General features: G+C 39.1%; 26 protein-coding genes. 15 read left to right on the top strand and 11 right to left on the bottom strand.

Annotated features, from left to right (window positions below; translation table 11 throughout):
* Positions 1-2 precede the first annotated feature (2 nt).
* The 7 genes from ABDZ97_RS10705 to ABDZ97_RS10675 form a co-directional block, all read right to left on the bottom strand.
* Positions 3-539: a hypothetical protein gene (locus ABDZ97_RS10705; protein WP_343787428.1), complete on the bottom strand. Its 537-nt coding sequence runs from the start codon at positions 537-539 to the stop codon at positions 3-5.
* A gap of 59 nt (positions 540-598) precedes the next feature.
* Positions 599-1,471, bottom strand: a complete 873-nt coding sequence (locus ABDZ97_RS10700) for a hypothetical protein (protein WP_343787426.1) — start codon at positions 1,469-1,471, stop codon at positions 599-601.
* Positions 1,472-1,500: 29 nt separating this feature from the next.
* Positions 1,501-1,959, bottom strand: a complete 459-nt coding sequence (locus tag ABDZ97_RS10695; RefSeq protein ID WP_343787424.1) for a hypothetical protein — start codon at positions 1,957-1,959, stop codon at positions 1,501-1,503.
* A 15-nt stretch (positions 1,960-1,974) separates the two neighbouring features.
* Entirely contained in the window at positions 1,975-3,816 is a 1,842-nt protein-coding gene (locus tag ABDZ97_RS10690) for an OmpA family protein (RefSeq protein ID WP_343787422.1), read from the bottom strand.
* A gap of 11 nt (positions 3,817-3,827) precedes the next feature.
* The gene (locus ABDZ97_RS10685) at positions 3,828-4,388 is read right to left on the bottom strand and encodes a hypothetical protein (protein WP_343787420.1); all 561 of its coding nucleotides are present in this window, start codon (positions 4,386-4,388) and stop codon (positions 3,828-3,830) included.
* Between the two features lie 12 nt (positions 4,389-4,400).
* Positions 4,401-5,459 carry a hypothetical protein gene (locus ABDZ97_RS10680; RefSeq protein ID WP_343787418.1) on the bottom strand — a complete coding sequence of 353 codons (1,059 nt, stop codon included), beginning with the start codon at positions 5,457-5,459 and terminating at the stop codon, positions 4,401-4,403.
* 230 nt (positions 5,460-5,689) lie between these two features.
* Positions 5,690-6,655 carry a GlxA family transcriptional regulator gene (locus ABDZ97_RS10675; RefSeq protein ID WP_343787416.1) on the bottom strand — a complete coding sequence of 322 codons (966 nt, stop codon included), beginning with the start codon at positions 6,653-6,655 and terminating at the stop codon, positions 5,690-5,692.
* Positions 6,656-6,778: 123 nt separating this feature from the next.
* Here ABDZ97_RS10675 and ABDZ97_RS10670 point away from each other — a divergent pair, with 123 nt between their 5' ends.
* Genes ABDZ97_RS10670 through ABDZ97_RS10640 form a run of 7 tightly spaced genes read left to right on the top strand, consistent with a single transcriptional unit; the run spans position 6,779 to position 10,932 of the window.
* Positions 6,779-7,219, top strand: a complete 441-nt coding sequence (locus ABDZ97_RS10670) for a VOC family protein (RefSeq protein ID WP_343787414.1) — start codon at positions 6,779-6,781, stop codon at positions 7,217-7,219.
* Complete coding sequence (locus ABDZ97_RS10665; protein WP_343787412.1) at positions 7,220-7,639, top strand: SRPBCC domain-containing protein; 420 nt, start codon at positions 7,220-7,222, stop codon at positions 7,637-7,639. It abuts the gene before it with no gap.
* Positions 7,640-7,645: 6 nt separating this feature from the next.
* Positions 7,646-8,482, top strand: a complete 837-nt coding sequence (locus ABDZ97_RS10660; RefSeq protein ID WP_343787410.1) for a VOC family protein — start codon at positions 7,646-7,648, stop codon at positions 8,480-8,482.
* A gap of 7 nt (positions 8,483-8,489) precedes the next feature.
* Positions 8,490-8,729, top strand: a complete 240-nt coding sequence (locus ABDZ97_RS10655; protein ID WP_343787408.1) for a hypothetical protein — start codon at positions 8,490-8,492, stop codon at positions 8,727-8,729.
* Between the two features lie 23 nt (positions 8,730-8,752).
* The gene (locus tag ABDZ97_RS10650) at positions 8,753-9,115 is read left to right on the top strand and encodes an iron chaperone (RefSeq protein ID WP_343787405.1); all 363 of its coding nucleotides are present in this window, start codon (positions 8,753-8,755) and stop codon (positions 9,113-9,115) included.
* Positions 9,116-9,117: 2 nt separating this feature from the next.
* Entirely contained in the window at positions 9,118-9,516 is a 399-nt protein-coding gene (locus ABDZ97_RS10645) for a DUF1801 domain-containing protein (RefSeq protein ID WP_343787403.1), read from the top strand.
* A 33-nt stretch (positions 9,517-9,549) separates the two neighbouring features.
* A complete protein-coding gene (locus tag ABDZ97_RS10640; RefSeq protein ID WP_343787401.1) occupies positions 9,550-10,932 on the top strand; it encodes an MATE family efflux transporter in 1,383 nt (460 codons plus the stop codon).
* 2 nt (positions 10,933-10,934) lie between these two features.
* Here the strand turns inward: ABDZ97_RS10640 and ABDZ97_RS10635 are convergent, their stop codons facing one another.
* From ABDZ97_RS10635 to ABDZ97_RS10620, 4 genes are all read right to left on the bottom strand, one after another.
* Positions 10,935-11,492, bottom strand: coding sequence for a pentapeptide repeat-containing protein (locus ABDZ97_RS10635; protein ID WP_343787399.1), 558 nt, complete (start codon positions 11,490-11,492; stop codon positions 10,935-10,937).
* A gap of 67 nt (positions 11,493-11,559) precedes the next feature.
* Positions 11,560-12,099: an NADPH-dependent FMN reductase gene (locus ABDZ97_RS10630; protein WP_343787396.1), complete on the bottom strand. Its 540-nt coding sequence runs from the start codon at positions 12,097-12,099 to the stop codon at positions 11,560-11,562.
* Between the two features lie 5 nt (positions 12,100-12,104).
* Entirely contained in the window at positions 12,105-12,617 is a 513-nt protein-coding gene (locus tag ABDZ97_RS10625) for a DUF2480 family protein (RefSeq protein ID WP_343787394.1), read from the bottom strand.
* A 63-nt stretch (positions 12,618-12,680) separates the two neighbouring features.
* A complete protein-coding gene (locus ABDZ97_RS10620) occupies positions 12,681-13,307 on the bottom strand; it encodes a superoxide dismutase (protein WP_343787390.1) in 627 nt (208 codons plus the stop codon).
* 188 nt (positions 13,308-13,495) lie between these two features.
* Here ABDZ97_RS10620 and ABDZ97_RS10615 point away from each other — a divergent pair, with 188 nt between their 5' ends.
* From ABDZ97_RS10615 to ABDZ97_RS10580, 8 genes are all read left to right on the top strand, one after another.
* Positions 13,496-14,122, top strand: a complete 627-nt coding sequence (locus ABDZ97_RS10615; protein ID WP_343787387.1) for a helix-turn-helix transcriptional regulator — start codon at positions 13,496-13,498, stop codon at positions 14,120-14,122.
* Positions 14,123-14,155: 33 nt separating this feature from the next.
* Positions 14,156-15,010, top strand: coding sequence for a helix-turn-helix domain-containing protein (locus ABDZ97_RS10610; protein ID WP_343787385.1), 855 nt, complete (start codon positions 14,156-14,158; stop codon positions 15,008-15,010).
* An 86-nt stretch (positions 15,011-15,096) separates the two neighbouring features.
* Positions 15,097-15,669, top strand: a complete 573-nt coding sequence (locus ABDZ97_RS10605; RefSeq protein ID WP_343787383.1) for a sugar O-acetyltransferase — start codon at positions 15,097-15,099, stop codon at positions 15,667-15,669.
* Positions 15,670-15,775: 106 nt separating this feature from the next.
* Positions 15,776-16,192 carry a cupin domain-containing protein gene (locus tag ABDZ97_RS10600; protein WP_343787381.1) on the top strand — a complete coding sequence of 139 codons (417 nt, stop codon included), beginning with the start codon at positions 15,776-15,778 and terminating at the stop codon, positions 16,190-16,192.
* A 74-nt stretch (positions 16,193-16,266) separates the two neighbouring features.
* A complete protein-coding gene (locus ABDZ97_RS10595) occupies positions 16,267-16,914 on the top strand; it encodes a carboxymuconolactone decarboxylase family protein (protein ID WP_343787379.1) in 648 nt (215 codons plus the stop codon).
* Between the two features lie 6 nt (positions 16,915-16,920).
* The gene (locus ABDZ97_RS10590) at positions 16,921-17,313 is read left to right on the top strand and encodes a DUF2255 family protein (RefSeq protein ID WP_343787378.1); all 393 of its coding nucleotides are present in this window, start codon (positions 16,921-16,923) and stop codon (positions 17,311-17,313) included.
* A 12-nt stretch (positions 17,314-17,325) separates the two neighbouring features.
* Positions 17,326-18,387, top strand: coding sequence for an alpha/beta hydrolase (locus ABDZ97_RS10585; RefSeq protein ID WP_425542654.1), 1,062 nt, complete (start codon positions 17,326-17,328; stop codon positions 18,385-18,387).
* 93 nt (positions 18,388-18,480) lie between these two features.
* On the top strand, positions 18,481-19,527 hold the full coding sequence (locus tag ABDZ97_RS10580) for an NAD(P)-dependent alcohol dehydrogenase (RefSeq protein WP_343787376.1): 1,047 nt from the start codon (positions 18,481-18,483) through the stop codon (positions 19,525-19,527).
* Positions 19,528-19,628: the final 101 nt, after the last annotated feature.

Raw genomic sequence — 19,628 nt, 5'->3', positions numbered from 1 at the left:
TTTTATTCAGGTTGCGGATCCGGATTTAGATCTTCTGCAGCAGATTCGTCCATGATTTCTTTTAATCGTCGTTCGAACATCGGGGGTGCCGGAACGGTTACCAGTTTTGTTCTCATTTCTGAACTTCCACTGGCTTCGTACTGGTATTTCTGCGAATAACTCGCATTAACGGAAGCACTGACAACCCCGAATGGCGACCAGGCTGTTCCCTTTACTTTTGAGCTGACTCCGACATCGGATTCGGTTTTCATAGAGATCGCAAGTTTGAGTTCTATATGTGTTTCAACAAACTGATAGAACGTAGGAGTAAAACCGAGTGCCAGTAAACTGATACCGGGGGTGCCCTCTTTCAGCTTAATCAGGGAAGTTTCATCCCGGACGAGGTTATCTTCTTCATCCAGTTTAAAACCAGCCATTAGCTGAGCCATCCGAATAGATACCTTATCCAGAGCGAACTGGGCTTCGGCTATACCGACACCAAGTGTTTGTATTAATTCGGGAAAAGGTGCATTAAGTAATTCTTTACCAACATTACGCATACGACTGGTAGAGCTTTAAAGCAGCTATCCCTGAAGAGATAGCTGCCTGATGAATAGAATTAATTAGAATTTTCCTGATCTATGATTTCCTGTTCAAGCATCATTTGAATTCGCTGCTCAAGTACTGCGGGTGGTGGAATAGGAACCAATTTAGTACGCAACAGACTTGAACCTTCCGCAGAGTAGCTATATTTCTGAGAGTATGTGGCATTAACCTGTGAAGTCTGAACGGATCTTCCACCTTTAATACGGCCAAAACCGATTCCCAGACTCGCAGAAGAAGAACGATTATTAGTGGTACGTGAATAACCGATTTCTCCTTCCTGGGTATACTTAATCGAAATTTTTACTTCAATTATTGTATCGACAAATTGATAAAAAGTAGGGGTAAAGCCCAGTTCCATCATAGAAATTCGTCGGGGAAGTGAGATTTCGTTGGAAGGATTAATAGATCCTTTTAGTGCGATTTGAAAACTGGCAAAGGATATAGCAGTAGCCGGATCTGATGTTCCACCTTCATTTTTGATGTAAATCATTCCGTTGTAAGTAAGGGCTTCATCTGTAGAAATGTCTTCGTTTTTGGGTATTTCTTGATCCGTGTGTACTTCAAGATTTGGGGTGTAGTTACCTTCTCCGAGCGCTTTACGTATTTCGTTTTTCAATAGTACATCCTCACTACTGTTATGCAGAGCGATAGCTGTATTTATTTGGACTAGCTCGTTCCCGAAAAAGACACGACTATCTTCAAAAGTAACATTACCCAAATCATCTGTTATGGTGCGTAAACCACCCATCATTTCAGCAACATCAATTGAGTTTTGATCCAACTGGATCTGGGCTTCAGCAATCGCAAAAGCCATTTGGCGAATCATGTCGCCCATTGGTACGTCCAGGAGTTCTTGTCCTATCCGTGGTCTTCTGTTTCCAAACATAGTTAATTGTTTTATGTTGTTATAAGTATTCAGGCATTGTCTTCTTCTGTATCCAGATTTCTCAACATCTCAATCAGGTTTTCAGGAGGTGGAAGAGATACCATTCTGGCTGCAATACTGGAAGAAGCGGAGGCCGATTGTTCAAATTTTCTTGCAAAATGAGCACTGACACTGGCTGAAACAACTTCTGTATTTACAGAAACTTCTCCTGATACACCATAAGAGATAGATTCTGAAAGAGAAAATTCCATTTTTGCTTCGAAACTGGCTTCTGTGAAGGTGTAAAAACTGGGAACGAACCCAAGGTTAATCAAATTCATTTCTTTACTTCCAATCGTGAGTTTGGTCGTGGCCATTTTTTTTAGCATTTCGATGGAATTACTATCCAGTGCGGCCTGAGCATTCGCAACGGAAAGTCCCATTTTTTCAATCATGGTTGACAGGGGAGAGTTGGTCAACGTGTTTTGTACAGTGTCAAGAGCAGGCATATTGGTTCTTCGTTATTATTCGTTATCAGAATCTGTTGTAACGAAAGTATTCTGTACAAAGTTCAGAAAGCTTTCCGGCGCAGGAACGGCAACTAAGCGAGCTGACATCGAGGCATTTCCTTCCATGGACATTTCAAATTGTTTTGCCATCCGGAAGTCAACATTGGCTCCTAAAGCAAACGTATTATCTTTTGAAACATCTTTGAAGGTTTCTTGTGCCATAGATGAGGAGTTCATTGTTTTTCCTGACATGAAGGTATCCTCCGTTTCATTGGTATCCAGACTTTCTTCTCTGGAATAATCAATGGAAATATCTTCGGAATCCATCGAGAAAAGATGAAATTTCATAATAGATTCATTGTGAAGGAAATAATGCCTGCTTTCCCGGGTTTCGGAAGAATAATGTTCAAGTTGCTCGCCAACATACGTGAGGATTTGCTCAAAGCTGGAGTCTTGTGTGTATTCCAGTGCTATATTTCCGTAACTCGCATTCAGAATATGGAAGCCGCTGGCAACAGGAGTTGTTTGAAGATGAATAAATTTATTAGGACCGCTGGAAGACTTTTCAGGAGTCGCGTCCTCTGTAATGTTTCCATCTATAAAAACGATATAATCTGCGTCCAGTGTAATAGTAGCTTTTCGCTTATTAACATCTGTTGTTCCACCACCGCTGACAGTACCCTGTACTGTTCGAACAGCAGGAGAACTTCCGAAAATATGATTCTTTACAGATTCTGCTCTTCGCATTGCCAGAGATTCATTGTAACTAACGGAACCACTGTCGTCTGTATAACCTGTAACCGTAATTACAGCGGAAGAGTCGTATCGGTTAATAACCCGTAAAGCCCGATGTATTAGTGCATGGTCTGCATGATTCTCCCACGAAGTTCCCCCTCCGTGATGCGTGAGCGGCGGAGTTTCAGTTCCGTACCGGAGCGAACTTCCATACACGACCTCATGACCCCTGGGGCGTCCGGATGTATTTCGAATGTTGTCGTGCAGAAAGTGTAAAGTACTACTGATTTCAACCCATGCTGCACCATCATATTTGAAGAAGGTTCCGTCTCGTCTGACTCCATAAACGGTACCCGTATTTTCCGTACGGGCCAGATCAACTGTATCATTGAAACTTCCGGAGATAGTAAAATCATTCGAACCGTCCCCTTCAAGATCTACATCATCATCATTGTAATCTCTGATTTTTAGTACTCCCAGTGTCTTTTTCTTGTAAGCCAGACCTTCTTCAATACGTATAAAACCACCTTCTAACCAGATATCTATTCCTTCACTTCTGTTTTCACGAATACTTTCGGATTGTACTTCACGTATAAGATAATCAACAGATGTTTCACTAACGATACTGTCTTCCAGATCTTCTACTCTGTGAAGAGCCTGAAGGTCTTCTTTCAGACGGAAAGATTTATTTTCTACCTTTACTGTATTTCTTTCTTTGGCTTTAAAAGTAAGTGTGCGGGAACTTTTAAATTCCTGAGCAAATTCTTCGTGATTATTCTCACTGATAAACTGGCGGTCTGACTCTTTGTATCCTTTTTTATTAGCAATGGAAAGGTCAAAACCAAAACCAAATTCCATAGATTCTTTCATAGCCATTTTCAGATTGATGCTGGCACTGATGTCAGCATACTGAAATGCATAAAAAACAGGAGCAAAACCGAGTTGGAGAAGTGATACTCCATTGATTTGTTGCTGAGAAAGCCGGATTACCTGGGCAACGGAATTGTCATCAAGCTTTTGCTGCGCTTCTGCAATACCTAAAGCCAGATTTTTGAAGATATCGCTGACATCCACTTGTTGTAGAATGGCAGCACCTTCACTGAATTTAGTCAAATTACTCATAGATTTTTAGTTTAAAAGGGGTTAATCATTTCCGGGAGCTGAATAGCTATTTTTTCATTGACATTTTCTTTTCGTACAGTGAAATACGAATGTTTGTTTTGTAGGTCACGAATTTGTTTATCAGTTATCGTATAACCGCGTTGTAACCAGGATAACATTTCTTTGCTCAGGGGCATAAGTAAGTCTTCTGCTTCTTTCAATGCCTGTCCGAAAGCGAAAACAGCGGCTTGTTTATCTTCTAAAAATGTATACTGAATACCTTTTCGTTCCCAAAGAGATGCAAGGTATTTACGGAATAATTCATCAGTTCTTTCCGTCTTTTTTTCAGTTAAAAAATCAATACTTTTATCACAAAAGGCAATAACATCCTCAAATGCCTGCATGCGTTCGAGAGACTCCATGGCACAAAGACTGTAATGTTGCAGGAATACCTCTGAGTTAGCATCATTCTGACACATTCTTAATGCTTCTTTGTAATGCCGTAAAGCTTCCTTGTGATCATTTTTCAGTGCAAGAACTTTTCCCTGTTCCGCTACATGCAGATGCAGGTTACTTGTGGTAGTAGAACTCATATTAGTTGTTTTTTAGTATTCGTGTTCAATTTCGCATCCGATGTACTCCAGTTGCTTTTCTAAAAACCGACTTAGTATACTGTCCAAAGGGAGCGGTGCTTTCCAGCGTTGGGTTGTTTCACCGATTTGTATACCGGAAAAGAATTTCTCCAATAGTTCCCCTGTCTTTTCTGTATCGGTTATATTGCTGATAGCTATTTTGTATTTTCCAAATGGAATGCGTTCTTCAGTACATTGAATTCCGGCTTCTTGATATATAGCAAGCTTTTTTTGCAAAATGCTGTAGTTGACAGATTCATCAAGTATTACGGGTAAGTTGGCATGAATTTCAGCGAGAGATTCGGCAGGCATGCCTATTTCTTTGTTCAGAAAGGTAGTTTGCTCTTCTGAATTAAGATCAAAGTTCTCTAACAGGATTGTATATCTGGAAAAGCTCTGGTTGTAAATGCGAATTCCGTTCTGTGTTCTATAACGCGATAAAACCGTGTTTAACTGTTCAAACGTTATGTTTTTGATCCAATTTTCAGTATCCTTCTGAATGACTACTTTTTGGTCTTTCAGTAAAGAAAGAATAGCAGAGCGTATAGATGGATCTTTTTCCGTTATTTCAAGCGTATACAAATCTGTTTTGGGATTACTGGCCATGACTTCGGCTTCCAGACGTTTTTGAAGACTTTCGGCTGTAGCCATAGAAACACCACCTAAAACAACACTGGGCTCGTTTAAAAGCAATTGTAATGATTCACTTTCTTTACAACCGAGAAATTCCGATAGCTGTTTGTTGACGAGCGTAAGTTGTGCAGGATTTTCAATATAGACAGCAATATCAACAGGTGCAGAAGGTGCAGGAGCTTCTTCCGACATATCCTGAACCAATACTTCCAGTCCGAGTTCGGAAAGCATGCTTTTTGACTTTTCGGCAAGTTCTTCTTCAGCATTTTCCAGAAATACGGTAGGTGCATTGTATAACATTTTAACCAGGATTTCATGGTTCAGTTTAAACGCTTCAGAGAGTGCTTTAGCAATTCCCGGAGTAGCTTCTCCGATAGATACAATAATTACTCGTTTCAAAATAATAGGATTTACGGGTTATTGAAAATAGAGGTTGTTTAGTCTTGAAGAAGTAAGTTTTCGAAACAAAAAGTTTGAGTACAAATAAAAGATAAGTGTCATAAAGTTGTAATTGTTAGTTGCGATCAAATATAATAAAAAATGGATAAAACGATTTTTTTTGTCGTTTAATTTATTTTTAAAACAAATACAACTCCGATTGGAGTAGGCCAATAATCGTGAAATTTATCTTATTTCATAAACCGTTGCCGATAGTCAGTAGGTGTTAATCCGGTTACTTTTCTGAATACATCACGGAAGGCTTTAGGATCATTGTAACCCACTTCAAACATTACTTCATTAACTTGTCTGAAACCAGATTCAAAAGATTTTTTTGCCGCCTCAATTTTAATGCGTTGAATGTACTCTCTTACCGTATTTGCAGTAGCTTTCTTAAAGCGTCTTTCAAAAGTACGTTTTCCTAGCCCTGCAAAATCACTTAATTCCTCTACAGACAAGGTTTCGCTAAAGTTTTTTTCAATAAAGTCCTGCGCTTTTTTTATTTCGTTGTCGTTGTGACTTTTTTGAGCTTTGAAAATAATGAAGGGAGATTGTGAAGTACGCCCTGCGTCAATTTGAAAAATCTTGGAACAATAGATTGCTGCTTCGCGATTTACCATTTTTTCAATGATATAAAGAATCAGGTTGGCAGAAGAGAATGCTCCTCCTCCTGTATAAATACCTTCTTCATCAGTCATAAGTTTATCCGAAACGAGATCAATCTGAGGAAATAATTGCCTGAACTGATCTGCAGCGCGCCAGTGTGTAACACATTTTTTTCCATCCAGAAGTCCAGTACAGGCCAGAAGAAAAGCTCCGAGACATAAACTCATTACCTGACTTCCCTGAGCATGTTGCTTTGCTATCCAGGGGTAGAAATCCTGATTCTGTGTAATTGCTTCCTGAATATTCTGTGATACCGGTGGAATAATGATTAAATCTGTTTGTTGTATTTCTGAGATTAATTTATCTGTCCGTACAGCGTAAAGACCATTACTCGTGTGAATTTCTTTCTCCAGACCAACTAATTCTACAGTAAAGAAAGGTTGTTGTCCGATGGATTTAAGGTATTCATTAGTTTCAGTTAATCCCTGACGTGGATTTTCCAGTCCGGCAAGATTGACATGATACGGAATGAGTATGGAAACGTGCTTCATTTTTCAAAAATATATTTTTTGTCGCAAATCCCCCAGAATATGTCGTTTTTACATGTTTTTGGTCTGTAATTAATTTCGTTAGTTTGCAGTAGGTTGATTTTAAGTAAACTAAAAATAATAATTATGGCATCGGTAAGTGTGTATTTGAATTTTTCGGGAGAAACAGAAGAAGCTTTTACTTTTTATAAAAGTGTTTTCGGAGGTGAGTTTGATGGTGGAATTTATCGATTTTCAGAAATCCCTCCGTCTGATGAAATGCCATCAGTTCCGGAAGAAGTAGCTGATCTTGTAATGCATATCTCTTTTCCTATTATGGGAGGGGTCTTTACGTTGATGGGAAGCGATGCTCCGGAGTCAATGGGATTTAATTGTACGCAGGGAAATAATGTGTATATTAATCTACAGCCGGATTCGAAAGAAGAAACAGAACGGTTATTCAGAGAGTTGTCTGAAGGAGGAGTTATTGAGCACGAATTGTCGGAAACATTTTGGCAGGCTTACTACGGCAGCTGTACTGATAAATTTGGTGTGCAATGGATGTTTAATTTTGATATGAGAGAGTAAATGGAAAAGACAAAGATTGAGATACGAACTGTTGTTGCGGCTGATATCGAAAAGGTTTGGGAGTGCTGGACCGATGCAAAACATATTGTCAATTGGAATGCCGCATCCAGGGATTGGCATTGTCCGAAAGCTGAAAATGATCTGTGTAGTAATGGAAAATTCTCATACACAATGGCAGCGAGGGATGGAAGTGCCAGTTTTGATTTTGGTGGTGTTTACACGGCAGTAGAACCACAGGTATATATTGCTTACATACTGGACGATGGTAGAGAAGTATCTGTTCGGTTTGAAGTTGAAAAAGGGAATGTGGTGATAACAGAAATTTTTGAAGCTGAGAACCAGAATACATTGGAAATGCAACAGGCAGGTTGGCAGGCTATTTTGGACACGTTTAAGAAGTATGTTGAAGAACAAAATTGAGATATAATGAAGCAGTTTATAACACCTTGTTTCTGGTTTACCAATAATGCATCGGATGCAGTTGATTTTTACTGTTCTGTTTTTAATGATGCAACTGTTATAAATACTTCACCGGTCATGATCGATTTTTCGTTGCAAGGATTTCGGTTACTTGCTTTAAACGGAGGTGAAAAATATGAGGTGAATCCGTCCATTTCCTTATATGTATACTGTGGAAATGAATCGGAAGTAGATAGTTTGTTTTCAGAATTGAAAGAAGGCGGGGAAGTTCTTATTCCACCGGGGAAATATGACTGGTCAGACAGATATGCCTGGGTTCAGGACAGGTATGGCGTGAACTGGCAGTTGGATAAGGATACGATCAATTCCGGGCAGAAAATTGTCCCGAGTTTACTCTTTGCAAATAAAAACACGTTACGTGTAAGAGAAGCATTGGAACACTACAGAACTGTTTTTGATACCCGGTTTCTGGTTGAGTCTAACTATCCAGAAGGGGCTGGTGTACCGCAGCAAACACTTTTATTTGCACAGATTAGTTGTGACGGAACCTTGTTAAATATAATGAGTAGTACACTGGCTCATTCTTTCAATTTTACTCCGGGTAATTCACTGGTCATCACCTGTAAAGATCAGAATGAAATTGATCGGTATTGGAATGGCTTACTACAGGGTGGAGGAAAAGAAGATATGTGCGGATGGTTAACCGATCCTTTTGGGATTTCATGGCAGGTAGTACCGGAGGTATTAGGCAAATTAATGACCGATCCTGAAAAGTCAGACAGAGTTGTAGCAGCGTTTCTAAAAATGAAAAAAATGAATCTGGAAGAACTTCTGAATGCCTGAATAAGCAATGAATAATTTATCACAAGAAACCGAAGAGGTAAAAATAGAAGTGTTCAGTACTAATGTCCTGGATCGTATTATCGCTGATAAACTCATTGATTCATTGGTGAAATTATTTCCGGGTACAATTGTAAGTTTTGATCTTGAAGATTGTGATCATGTGCTACGTGTAGAGGGAGTAAATTTTGAATCTGAAGTTATTCTTCAGGTTGTTCGTAATTTAGGGTATAAGATCAGTTACCTTTAAAATTGTAAAAGAGATGAATGGCTATGAAAGAAATTGCAGCGAGTGTTGATGAGTATATAGTAGGTTTTCCGGAAGAGGTTCAGATCATCTTACAGAAAATCCGAACAAGTATCGTTTCGGGGCGTCACGATATAAATGAGAGTATTTCGTATGGCATGCCAGCCTATAAATTAAAAGGAAAACCCCTTGTTTATTTTGCGGGGTATAAAAACCATATTGGGTTTTACGCGACTCCTTCAGGACATGAAGAGTTTGAAAAAGAGTTGGCTGTGTACAAACGGGGAAAAGGATCTGTACAGTTTCCTTTGAATAAACCGATTCCTTTCAAATTAATTGAGCGTATGGTAAAATTCAGGATAGAAGAAGTACTTGGAGGAAAAGAGTAAGTATGAATAAGGAAGTAACAGAATTTATAGCTAAACTGAATCATCCGCTGGAAAGAGAAATTAACGAACTTCGGAGTAGTATTCTTTCAGCAGGAGAAGAACTCGTTGAACATATAAAGTGGAATGCTCCGAGTTATTATAGTAAATCGTTAGGGGAGAAAGAGGATCGGATTACATTTAACTTTCCTCCGAAAAAGAAAACCGTACGACTTATTTTTCACAGAGGGTCACAAAAAAGAACCCTTCCTGAACAGCGATTAATACGGGACGAAGAGGCAGTATTGAAATGGATTACGAATGATCGTGCCATGATTGAATTTTCAGATATGGAAGAAATCCGGAAGAAAAAAGACCATCTTAACCGTATTATTCACCTCTGGATGATTGCCACTCATCTGTAAAGCCCTATTTTTGTACTCCTTTTTTGAAAATATATGAACCGCTGGAAGTTATTTAAAGACGCTATTCTTGGTAAAGAGCAGGATTTCACAAAAGTAAATTTAAAGACGGCTATTTTTGTGCTGTCTGTTCCCATGATCCTTGAGATGATGATGGAATCAGCTTTTGCCGTGGTTGATATTTTCTTCGTTGGAAAACTCGGTGAACAAGCTGCTGCCACTGTGGGACTAACAGAGGCGATTCTTATGATCGTCTATTCAATTGGAGTAGGAATGAGTATGGCAGCAACTGCTATGGTCGCCAGACGATTCGGAGAGAAACGATATGGTGAGGCAGGAGCAACAGCATTTCAATTAGTTGGTTTGGGGGCTATTTTTTCTCTTGTTATAGCGATAGGAGGTTTTGTCTTTGCAGAGGAAATTCTCCAAATAATGGGGGCAAGTGAAGAAGTTCTGGCTATAGGTGTGCCTTACACAAGAGTCATTTTTGCAGGGAATATGGCGATTATGCTTCTATTCCTTATAAATGGAGCCTTTCGTGGGGCAGGACAACCACACCTTGCTATGCGTGCGCTCTGGATTTCGAACGGTATTAATATTGTTCTGGACCCGATCCTGATCTTCGGGATTGGGAACTGGGGCGGAATGGGACTTGAAGGAGCGGCCTGGGCAACGACAATCGGAAGGAGCATAGGAGTAATCTATCAGTTGTATCACTTGCTAAATGGAAAACATCATTTGGTAATTTTGAGAGAACATATTGTTGTTAAATGGTCTGTTATTCGAAGGATTCTTTCTATATCTGTTAGTGGAATGGGGCAGTTCTTAATTGATTCTGTAGCATGGATTGTTCTGATCCGCATGTCGAGTAGTTTTGGAGATGATGCTGTGGCAGGGCTTACCATAACTTTCCGGATCATTATGTTTAGTTTGATGCCTGCATGGGGACTAAGTGCCGCCGCTTCTACGCTTGTCGGACAAAACCTCGGGGCAAAAAAGGTAAAAAGAGCTTCACTTTCCGTATGGTTAACAGTACGGTATAATGTGATCTTTTTGTTTTTGGTTACGGTTATTTACCTGGTTTTTGGAAATACAATAGCTGGTTGGTTTATTGAATCTCCGGCAGTAATAGACACGATAAGTACAGGTTTACGTGTGATTGTTTTGGGGTATGTTTTCTTTGCTGTAGGTATGGTGATGATTCAGGCTTTTAATGGTGCAGGAGATACACGTACCCCTATGTTTATTAATATATTTGTGTTTCTGCTGATCGAAATTCCTTTGGCTTTCTTTCTGGCGTTATTTTTAGAAATGCAGATGCTGGGAATTTTCATCACGATAGCCTTTTGTCATTCGCTACATGCTTTGGTCGCTCTTTGGATGTTTAGAAAGGGCAGATGGAAACAAGTGGAGGTGTAGGTCTATTTTTCTATTTTCAAATCATATTTGTACAGTAAACCAGTGAGTCCCTGGAGAGAAAATTGCGCTTTCTTTAGTGAATTTATTTCCGGATCAATTCGGTAATTAAAAGCTGTTCTGAAATCTGTTTTTTGGAGATTGGTACGATCGAACACAGTTCCACTCAGATCACTGTTTTCAAATGAAGAACCGGACAGGTCAGTATTGGTAAAATCAACTTCGGTGAGTCGACAATTAGCAAAAGTGGTGGCTTTTAGTTTCAGGTTGTAAAAAGAGGTGTGATCCATAATACAATTATGGAAAGAGAGGCTAATCCCAAGAGGGTTACAGTCCTCAAAACGGATTCCGAGAAGCTTAGAGCTTTGAAATGAACAATTTCTAAACGCAGTACCAGATACATGGGCAACACTCAGGTTGCATTCTATGAATTCACAATCCGTAAATTTTAAACCTGATAAGTTGCTTTCTGACAGGTCACAATTTACGAATTCACATAATTCGTATTCTCCCGTCTCCAACTCATTCAACCCCTCTATTCGTTGTTCCTCAAAATATCCCATTTCTCAGTTTTAAAGAGATAAAGATAGGGAATAAGTGAAGGTAAAGAGACGGGAAAATTCATTTTTTTCAACTGTTTTTCTGGGTAAGTAACCGGAGTAATACAGTGAATCGATCGTCATATTTTTGGCACACAGCTCCGTTAGTGTCAAATAACTCACTTCGTTGGATGGGCACACTTAATGGAGCTGTCCACGCACGGAGTGCTTTAGCGACAGAATCCATCGCATTGATCCCCTGCATTGCCTGGACACCATCCGCCCAACAAACGAGTCCGACTACTTTTCCGGTTAGATAGGGTTGAGGAAGCTGAGAACTGTATTCAAGCCAGTCCAGTGCATTTTTCATAACACCAGTCATACTTCCGTGATAGAGGGGAGTTAACCAGATATGCACATCAGCATCCCGGAAAAGATGGTTCATAAGTATCACGGATCTGGGAGTATTTTTGTGTGCTGTATCGAATAAAGGAATACCTGCATCTGTGATTTTAAATACAGTTGAGTCGATACCCATTCCGGTTAGTTTTTCCTTCAGATGATTCGAAATACGTTCGGAGGTTGAATTTTCCATTCTTTCAGGAGCTCCGCTAAAGATCAATACTTTCATTACTTCTAACTTCTAGTTTTATTTTTTGAGATTACTTTGGGAAGCCCGGCTTCGCCGTACATAAGTGTCGTTACAAATGGTTTTAATTGTTGGGTGATTGCAATATACAAAGAAGGGGGAACATGTATACTTTGCCGGACGACTACTTTTTCACCCTGAAGAAAAGAAAAATCAGTTTGTTCAATGTTTTTCTTCCAAACATATTCATCCAGAGCTTCAGGAGTTGAGTAATTGATAATTGAGGCTATTCCGCTCAACTTATCTGCTACGGACATATAGGCCCAAAAAGGAATAATAGCCTCGCTGCTACAACCAATTGCTACAGCCTGATCTCTGAATTGTTCCCAGTTAATTTCTGAGAGAAAGTGTCGGAATTCTTTTTCTTTCAGGATCATTTCCATAAAAAGCCCTTCTTTGAGGTCAAAAAAAAGACTCTTTGCTTTAGGTCTGTAATCCAGTAGGTCAATCGTAATGATATTACTTTTAATTCCTCCTTCTACGGGTAATTCTTTGGCCATATTAACATCTTAAAACAAAAAAGAGTAAGAGGTCGTATTCCCCTTACTCCTTATCTATGAACATTATTGCAGTTTAGTGATGATTTCAGCGTATTTTTTTTCGATTACGCTCCAGTCTAAAACAGACCAAAAAGCATCCAGATAGTCAGCACGTTTATTCTGGTATTTAAGGTAATAAGCATGCTCCCAAACATCTACTCCCAATATTGGATACCCCTGATTGGTTACATTTGTATCCATCAGCGGATTATCCTGGTTGGCAGTAGCTGCTACTCCCAAACTACCGTTGTACTTTACAAATAACCATGCCCAACCTGAACCAAATTGTCCCAGTCCGGCTTGTTTAATCTGTGCTTTTAGTTCATCAAGACTTCCGAATGTGTTTTTTATCGCTTCGGCAAGTTGTCCTTCGGGTTGTGTCCGGGGAGTAGGAGAAAGTGTTTCCCAGAATAAAGAGTGATTGTAATGTCCTCCTCCGTTATTTCGGATGGCAGGGCTGTACTTACTGACAGAGCGTAGGATGTTTTCCAGTGTTTCGTTTTCGGCATCACTACCTGCAACGGCTTTGTTCAGATTATCAACATACGCCTGGTGATGACGTTGATGATGAATAGTCATAGTTTCTTTATCGAAATGTGGCTCTAAAGCTTCGTAAGCGTATGGAAGAGCCGGTAATTGAAATTTGCTCATAAGAAATGTTTTTAAATCGATTACAAAGGTAGAAGGAGAGATTTAATAAAACAACTTTTTTATTGGTTTATTTTTTTTGTGATTTGATTTGTGATATTTTTAAATACATACCTATTATTGATTTTTATACTGTTTATAGAATTTTGTATCTTTGTATGTGATGATATAAAACAACTTATTGTTGCTAAATGAAGAAAAAGCCGTCAGATATTATTTTGATGCATTTAAAAATGCGGGGAGAAGCTGATTCGAAAGAGATAGCAAGTGAACTTAACATAACTAAAGAAGGAGCCAGAAAACATTTGTTACAACTTGCTTCTGAAGGTTGGGTTGAGACCGTTGCAAAAAGCGAAGGAGTAGGGCGTCCGTCAATCTATTATAAACTAACCGATAAAGGGCTGTCTAAATTTCCGGATTCACATGCGCAGGTTACTGTGGAACTCTTGCAGTCAGTAAAAAAACTATTGGGAGAAAATGCCCTTGATTTATTGATTAGCGATCGGGAAAAACAAGTGTACCAACGGTATGAAAAAGAGATTGGTAAGACAAAGACACTGGAAAGTAAGTTGAACAGACTGTGTAAGATACGTTCGGATGAGGGGTATATGGCCGAATGGAAAAAAGAAAACGGTGCTTATTTTTTAATAGAAAATCATTGCCCGATTTGTGCAGCGGCAACAGAGTGTCAGGGGTTTTGTAGGACAGAGTTGACTAATTTCAGACAACTTTTGGGGAATGATTATACTGTCGAAAGGATTCAGCACATTGTAACAGGAGGGCAAAGGTGTACTTACCGAATAACAGAGTTAGTATAGTCAAAGTTTGAATTTCATATCTTTGTGGATGTTATGCGTGTATTGTCTGAATATAATAGTGAACTGAAGTTAAAAGGATTTAATGTCTTTCAAATTGAGGAAGACGATAATGCTACGAAAGCATATAGCAGAAAAGACTTTTACAAAATTTGTTTAACAACTGGCAAAAGCCGTATTCATTACGCTGACAGAAGTTTTGATGCAGAAGGTACTATTTTGTTTTTCGGAAATCCAAATATTCCTTATTCCTGGGAGACACTTTCTACACAATACGTTGGTTATACAATATTGTTTTCGGAAGATTTTTATACTTCGGGAAAACATTCTGAAAATCTGCAACGCTCACCTTTATTTAAAATGGGAGGTACACCTATTTTGGAAATATCGGAAGAGCAACGGTTGTTTCTGAATAGTATTTTTCAAAAAATGATTGAGGAGCAAAAATCTGATTATGAACATAAAGATGATCTGATTCGTAATTATATTGACCTGATTTTGCACGAGTCATTAAAACTGAAACCATCTGAAAACTACAACCAGGATAAAAGTGGGTCAGAACGGTTGACCAATGTTTTTATGGAATTATTGGAAAGACAATTCCCCATTGAAAACCCTGATCGTCCCCTTCAGTTAAAAACGGCCAAAGATTATGCAGGGCACCTTTCCGTACACGTTAATTATCTTAATCGTGCAGTAAAAGAAGTTACGGGGAAAACTACCACGATGCATATTTCTGAAAGAATTACCAGTGAAGCTAAAGCTATTTTGCAACATACGGATTGGAATGTCTCGGAAATTGCTTATGCTTTAGGATTTGAGTATCCGACCTATTTTACAAATTTCTTCAAAAAACAAACCGGAGTCAGTCCTTCCGCTGTTCGGGGATGAAAAGTTTGAATTTCTTAATTATTCGTTTGAAAATCGTTAACTACACCTGTTAAAAGCTCCTGATCTTTGTTGTAAAGAATACAGAGATGAGTAGACCGGATATTTTTGACAGATTGCGAAACGGAGAGGTTATTTCGTCTGATGATAGTGATCGAGGTGAATTAAGAGAAGCTTCGTATGTTACAAAGAAGCTACTTATACAGATGAATAATTCTTCTGACCCGGAGGAGATTAGAAGCTTACTGAGTCAAATAACAAGTTCTGATATTGATGAAAGTGTAGCTGTTTTCACGCCTTTGTATATTAACTATGGGAAACATACTAAAATTGGGAAAAATGTATTTATCAATTTTGATTGTGTTTTTCTGGGATTAGGAGGTATTATCATTGAAGATAATGTATTGATAGCACCTAAGGTCAGTCTGTTATCGGAAGGACACCCTGTTTCACCAGAGGAAAGGCATGCGCTTGTACCAAAACCTATCCATATTAAAAAGAATGTCTGGATCGGAGCTAATGCAACAATTTTACAAGGTGTTACTATCGGAGAGAATGCGATTGTAGCTGCAGGTGCTGTGGTTTCAAAAGATGTCCCGGATAATGTGATTGTGGGAGGAATTCCCGCTAAAATTATAAAAACCATCGACGTAAATGAATAAAAAAACAGTGGATATGAGTACTTTTTTTAGAAGGATAGAGACAGTTCTTTTTATAGGGGTAGTAACTGTCCTTATGTCGTGTAACAACAATAAAAACCAAAACAATATGGAAGCAGCAGTCCCAAAAATAAGTGATTTTCCTGTAGGAAAAGAAAATACAGATTATGCCCGGTATTTCTCTGGGCGATCATGGCTTGCTTTATTAACCAGTAACAAAGATCTGAATGTACCTATGTTTAATGTGACCTTTGAACCGGGGTGTAGGAATAACTGGCACAGTCACTCCGGTGGTCAGATTCTCATTGCGGTTGGAGGAGTAGGTTATTATCAGGAACGGGGCAAAAATGCAGTGCGTATGGAGCCGGGAGATATTATTGAAATCGGACCTGATATAGAACATTGGCATGGAGCTGCACCGGACAGTTGGTTTTCGCACATTGGAATAGAGTGTAATCCGAAGATTAATAAAAATACATGGTTAGAGCCTGTCTCTGATGAGGAGTATGCCGGAGCTGTGAAATGAATACATCAGGTATTATGAAGTTTAAATTGTTGAAAGAGGTATTTCTTTTTATAATAACCCTGAATATAAATAGTATGAGCGCACAAATGTACACTACACTAACTGAACAGCAACAGGGAATTGTGACCATTTCCGCATTGACGACAACGGGTGATTTAGAACATCTGAAAGTAGAATTAAACACAGCATTAGATGCAGGAGTTACCATTAACGAAATCAAAGAAATAATGGTACAGCTTTATGCTTATTGTGGTTTTCCAAGAAGTTTAAATGCGCTGGGTACATTTCAGGTCGTGTTGGAAGAAAGGGCTTCAAAGGGGATAACAGACAGTCTGGGAAAAGAAATCATACTTGAAAAGGATACAACAGACAAATATGAGCAGGGGAGAAAAGTGCTAGAAGCATTGACTGGAATACCGCAAGCCAAACCTGCATCTGGTTTTGGGGAATTTAGCCCACGTATTGATGCTTTTCTGAAAGAACATCTGTTTGCTGATATTTTTGATAGTGATGTTTTGACGTATCAGCAAAGAGAAATGGTTACCATTGCCGCATTGGCAAGTATGGACGGAGTTGCACCACAATTACAGGCACATATCGGAATGGGAATGAATACGGGCATTACCAAAAATCAATTAACCGAAATATTCGATTTGATTGAAAAGCACATCGGTAAAAACCAAGCTGATATTGCGAGAGCAGTTTTGGCGAAAATCAAATAAAAGAAGATGAGCACAAAATTCACAACAGAAGAACTGCAAAGCATCAATAAAGCTGATGATTTAAAGATTTCACCTTTTCGAGAGGACGGAAAAACCTATGGAACACCAACCTGGATTTGGGAGGTAGTGGTTGATAATAATTTATACGTTCGGGCCTATAACGGAAAGAAGGGACGCTGGTACCAATCAGCTATTCAGCAGAAGGGAGGTTGTATACATGCAGCTGGAAACGTAAGGGAGGTAACTTTTGAAGCAGTAGAGAATGATGAAGCACTGAATGTGAAAATAGATGAAGCTTACAAAGCTAAATATAATCATAGTCCCTATTTGTCATCAATGATAAGTGACAGGGCTAAAGAGGCTACAGTAAGGATTATACCGAAAGTATCGGAAAACTAAAATAAAATACTAATGAAAAGGAAGCCATTACTATTGACTTTTTCCCTTTTGATAATGGGGGTATGTCAACAAAAAGCAGAAGCTAAACAAGAAGAACAAATACAAAATACAGAAACAATGAAAAATACAGAAGAACACTATACTTTCGAGTTAAGTGATAAGGTAATCCGCCAAAAAGTAACATTCAAAAACCGTTACGGAATTGAACTCACAGGGGATTTATATGTTCCGAAAAACGTGGGGGACAATTTACCGGCATTGGCAATTAGCGGGCCGTTTGGAGCAGTAAAAGAGCAGTCATCGGGTTTGTATGCAAACCAAATGGCTGAACGAGGTTTTGTAGCATTAGCATTTGATCCATCCTATACAGGTGAAAGCGGAGGGGAGCCACGCAATGTAGCATCCCCGGATATAAATACGGAAGATTTTAGCGCTGCTATCGACTTTCTGGGGTTACAAGAAAATATTGATCGTAATAAAATCGGTATTATCGGTATTTGTGGGTTTGGAGGATTTGCTTTGAATGCTACAGCTGTTGATAAGCGTGTAAAAGCAGTTGCTACAACCAGTATGTACGATATGTCAAGAGTAAATGCAAGGGGGTATTTTGATTCTACGACACCTGAACAGCGCGCCGAACTGCTGGAACAATTAAGTTTACAGCGTTGGGAAGATGCCAAAAATGGAACACCTGAATACCCTGAAAACGGATTATCACAGACAAATGAAGAAGCACCACAGTTTGTCAAAGAGTATGCAGATTATTACAGGACTGACAGAGGGTATCATGAGCGTTCGATCAATTCTAACGCTTCGTGGACAGTTACAACGCCTATTTCATTGATGAATATGCCGATTTTGACATACATCAAAGAAATTTCACCAAGACCAATGCTAGTAATCGCGGGAGAAAATGCGCATTCACGTTATTTTAGTGAAGATGCTTATAAGTCTGCAAATGAACCTAAGGAGTTAATGATTATTCCGGGTGCTGTCCACACAGACTTATATGATAAGATAGAGATTATTCCATTTGATGTATTAGAAACATTCTTTAGAGATAATCTGCAATAAACGGAATTAGATGAGTTTATCAACAGTACTTTTGGAAACAGGGTATATTACCTCTATTTTTGAAAATAGAACCTGAGAATAAAATTAACAGCTATGAAAACACATACAGCAAGAGCTTTTGGAGCAACAGCAGCGACAGAGAATTTAAAGGAATTGAGCATTCAGAGACGAGAAGTAACATCGAATGATGTTGAAATTGAAATTCTGTATTGCGGCATTTGTCATTCCGACTTACATGCTGTACACAATGATTGGGGAGGAACGACTTATCCGATTGTTCCCGGACACGAAATTGTCGGTAGAATAACAAAAACCGGAGAGGGAGTCACTCACTTTAAAACTGGAGATCTAGCTGGTGTTGGCTGTATTGTAGATAGTTGTCGTGAATGTAACCACTGTCATGATGGAGAGGAGCAGTTTTGTGAAAAAGGATGGACAGTGGTTTTCAATTCTCCTGATAAGAAATATGGAGGTATGACCTACGGAGGTTTTTCTGAAAGCATTGTGGTAGATGAAAATTATGTGGTGCATGTACCCGATACACTTTCTTTGCCGCAGGCAGCTCCCATTTTATGCGCAGGTATTACGGTATACTCACCTTTGAAACACTGGAAAACAGGACCGGGTAAAAATGTCGGAATTATAGGAGTTGGAGGTTTAGGACACATGGCAATCAAAATAGCAAAGGCTATGGCGGCAACTGTTACCGTTTTTACAACTTCAACTTCAAAAGCTGAGGATGCGAAGCGTTTAGGTGCGGATAACATTGTATTGTCAACCGACTCTGAGCAGATGAAAATGTGTCCCCGGCAAGATATGATTTTGGATACTGTTTCTGCCAAACATGATGTAAATGTTTACCTCAATTTATTGAAGGTAGACGGATCATTGGTGCTGGTTGGCTTACCCAATCAACCACTAGAGGTGGGGGCTTTCAATGTCGTAAAGGGACGTAAAAGCTTTTCAGGTTCTAATATAGGTGGGATTGCGGAGACACAGGAGGTACTGGATTTTTGTGCAAAACATGCTATTACGGCTGACATTGAACTTATCGGAATGAATGATGTAAATACTGCATTTGAGCGTTTGGAGAAAGGGGATGTGAAGTATCGTTTTGTAGTTGATATGCAGTCGTTATAGAAGAGGGATAGTAATTGAGTCAACCACGGTCAGAGAGTCTCTGATCGTGGTTTTTTTATACGGAATACAACCGATGCAGTTGCAAAGTATAATGGGGATTT

The sequence above is a fragment of the Wandonia haliotis genome, assembly GCF_039523435.1.
GTDB classification, from domain to species: Bacteria; Bacteroidota; Bacteroidia; order Flavobacteriales_D; family Crocinitomicaceae; genus Wandonia; species Wandonia haliotis.
Note: the sequence above shows the minus strand (reverse complement) of the source record. Positions and strands in the feature narration are given on the sequence as shown.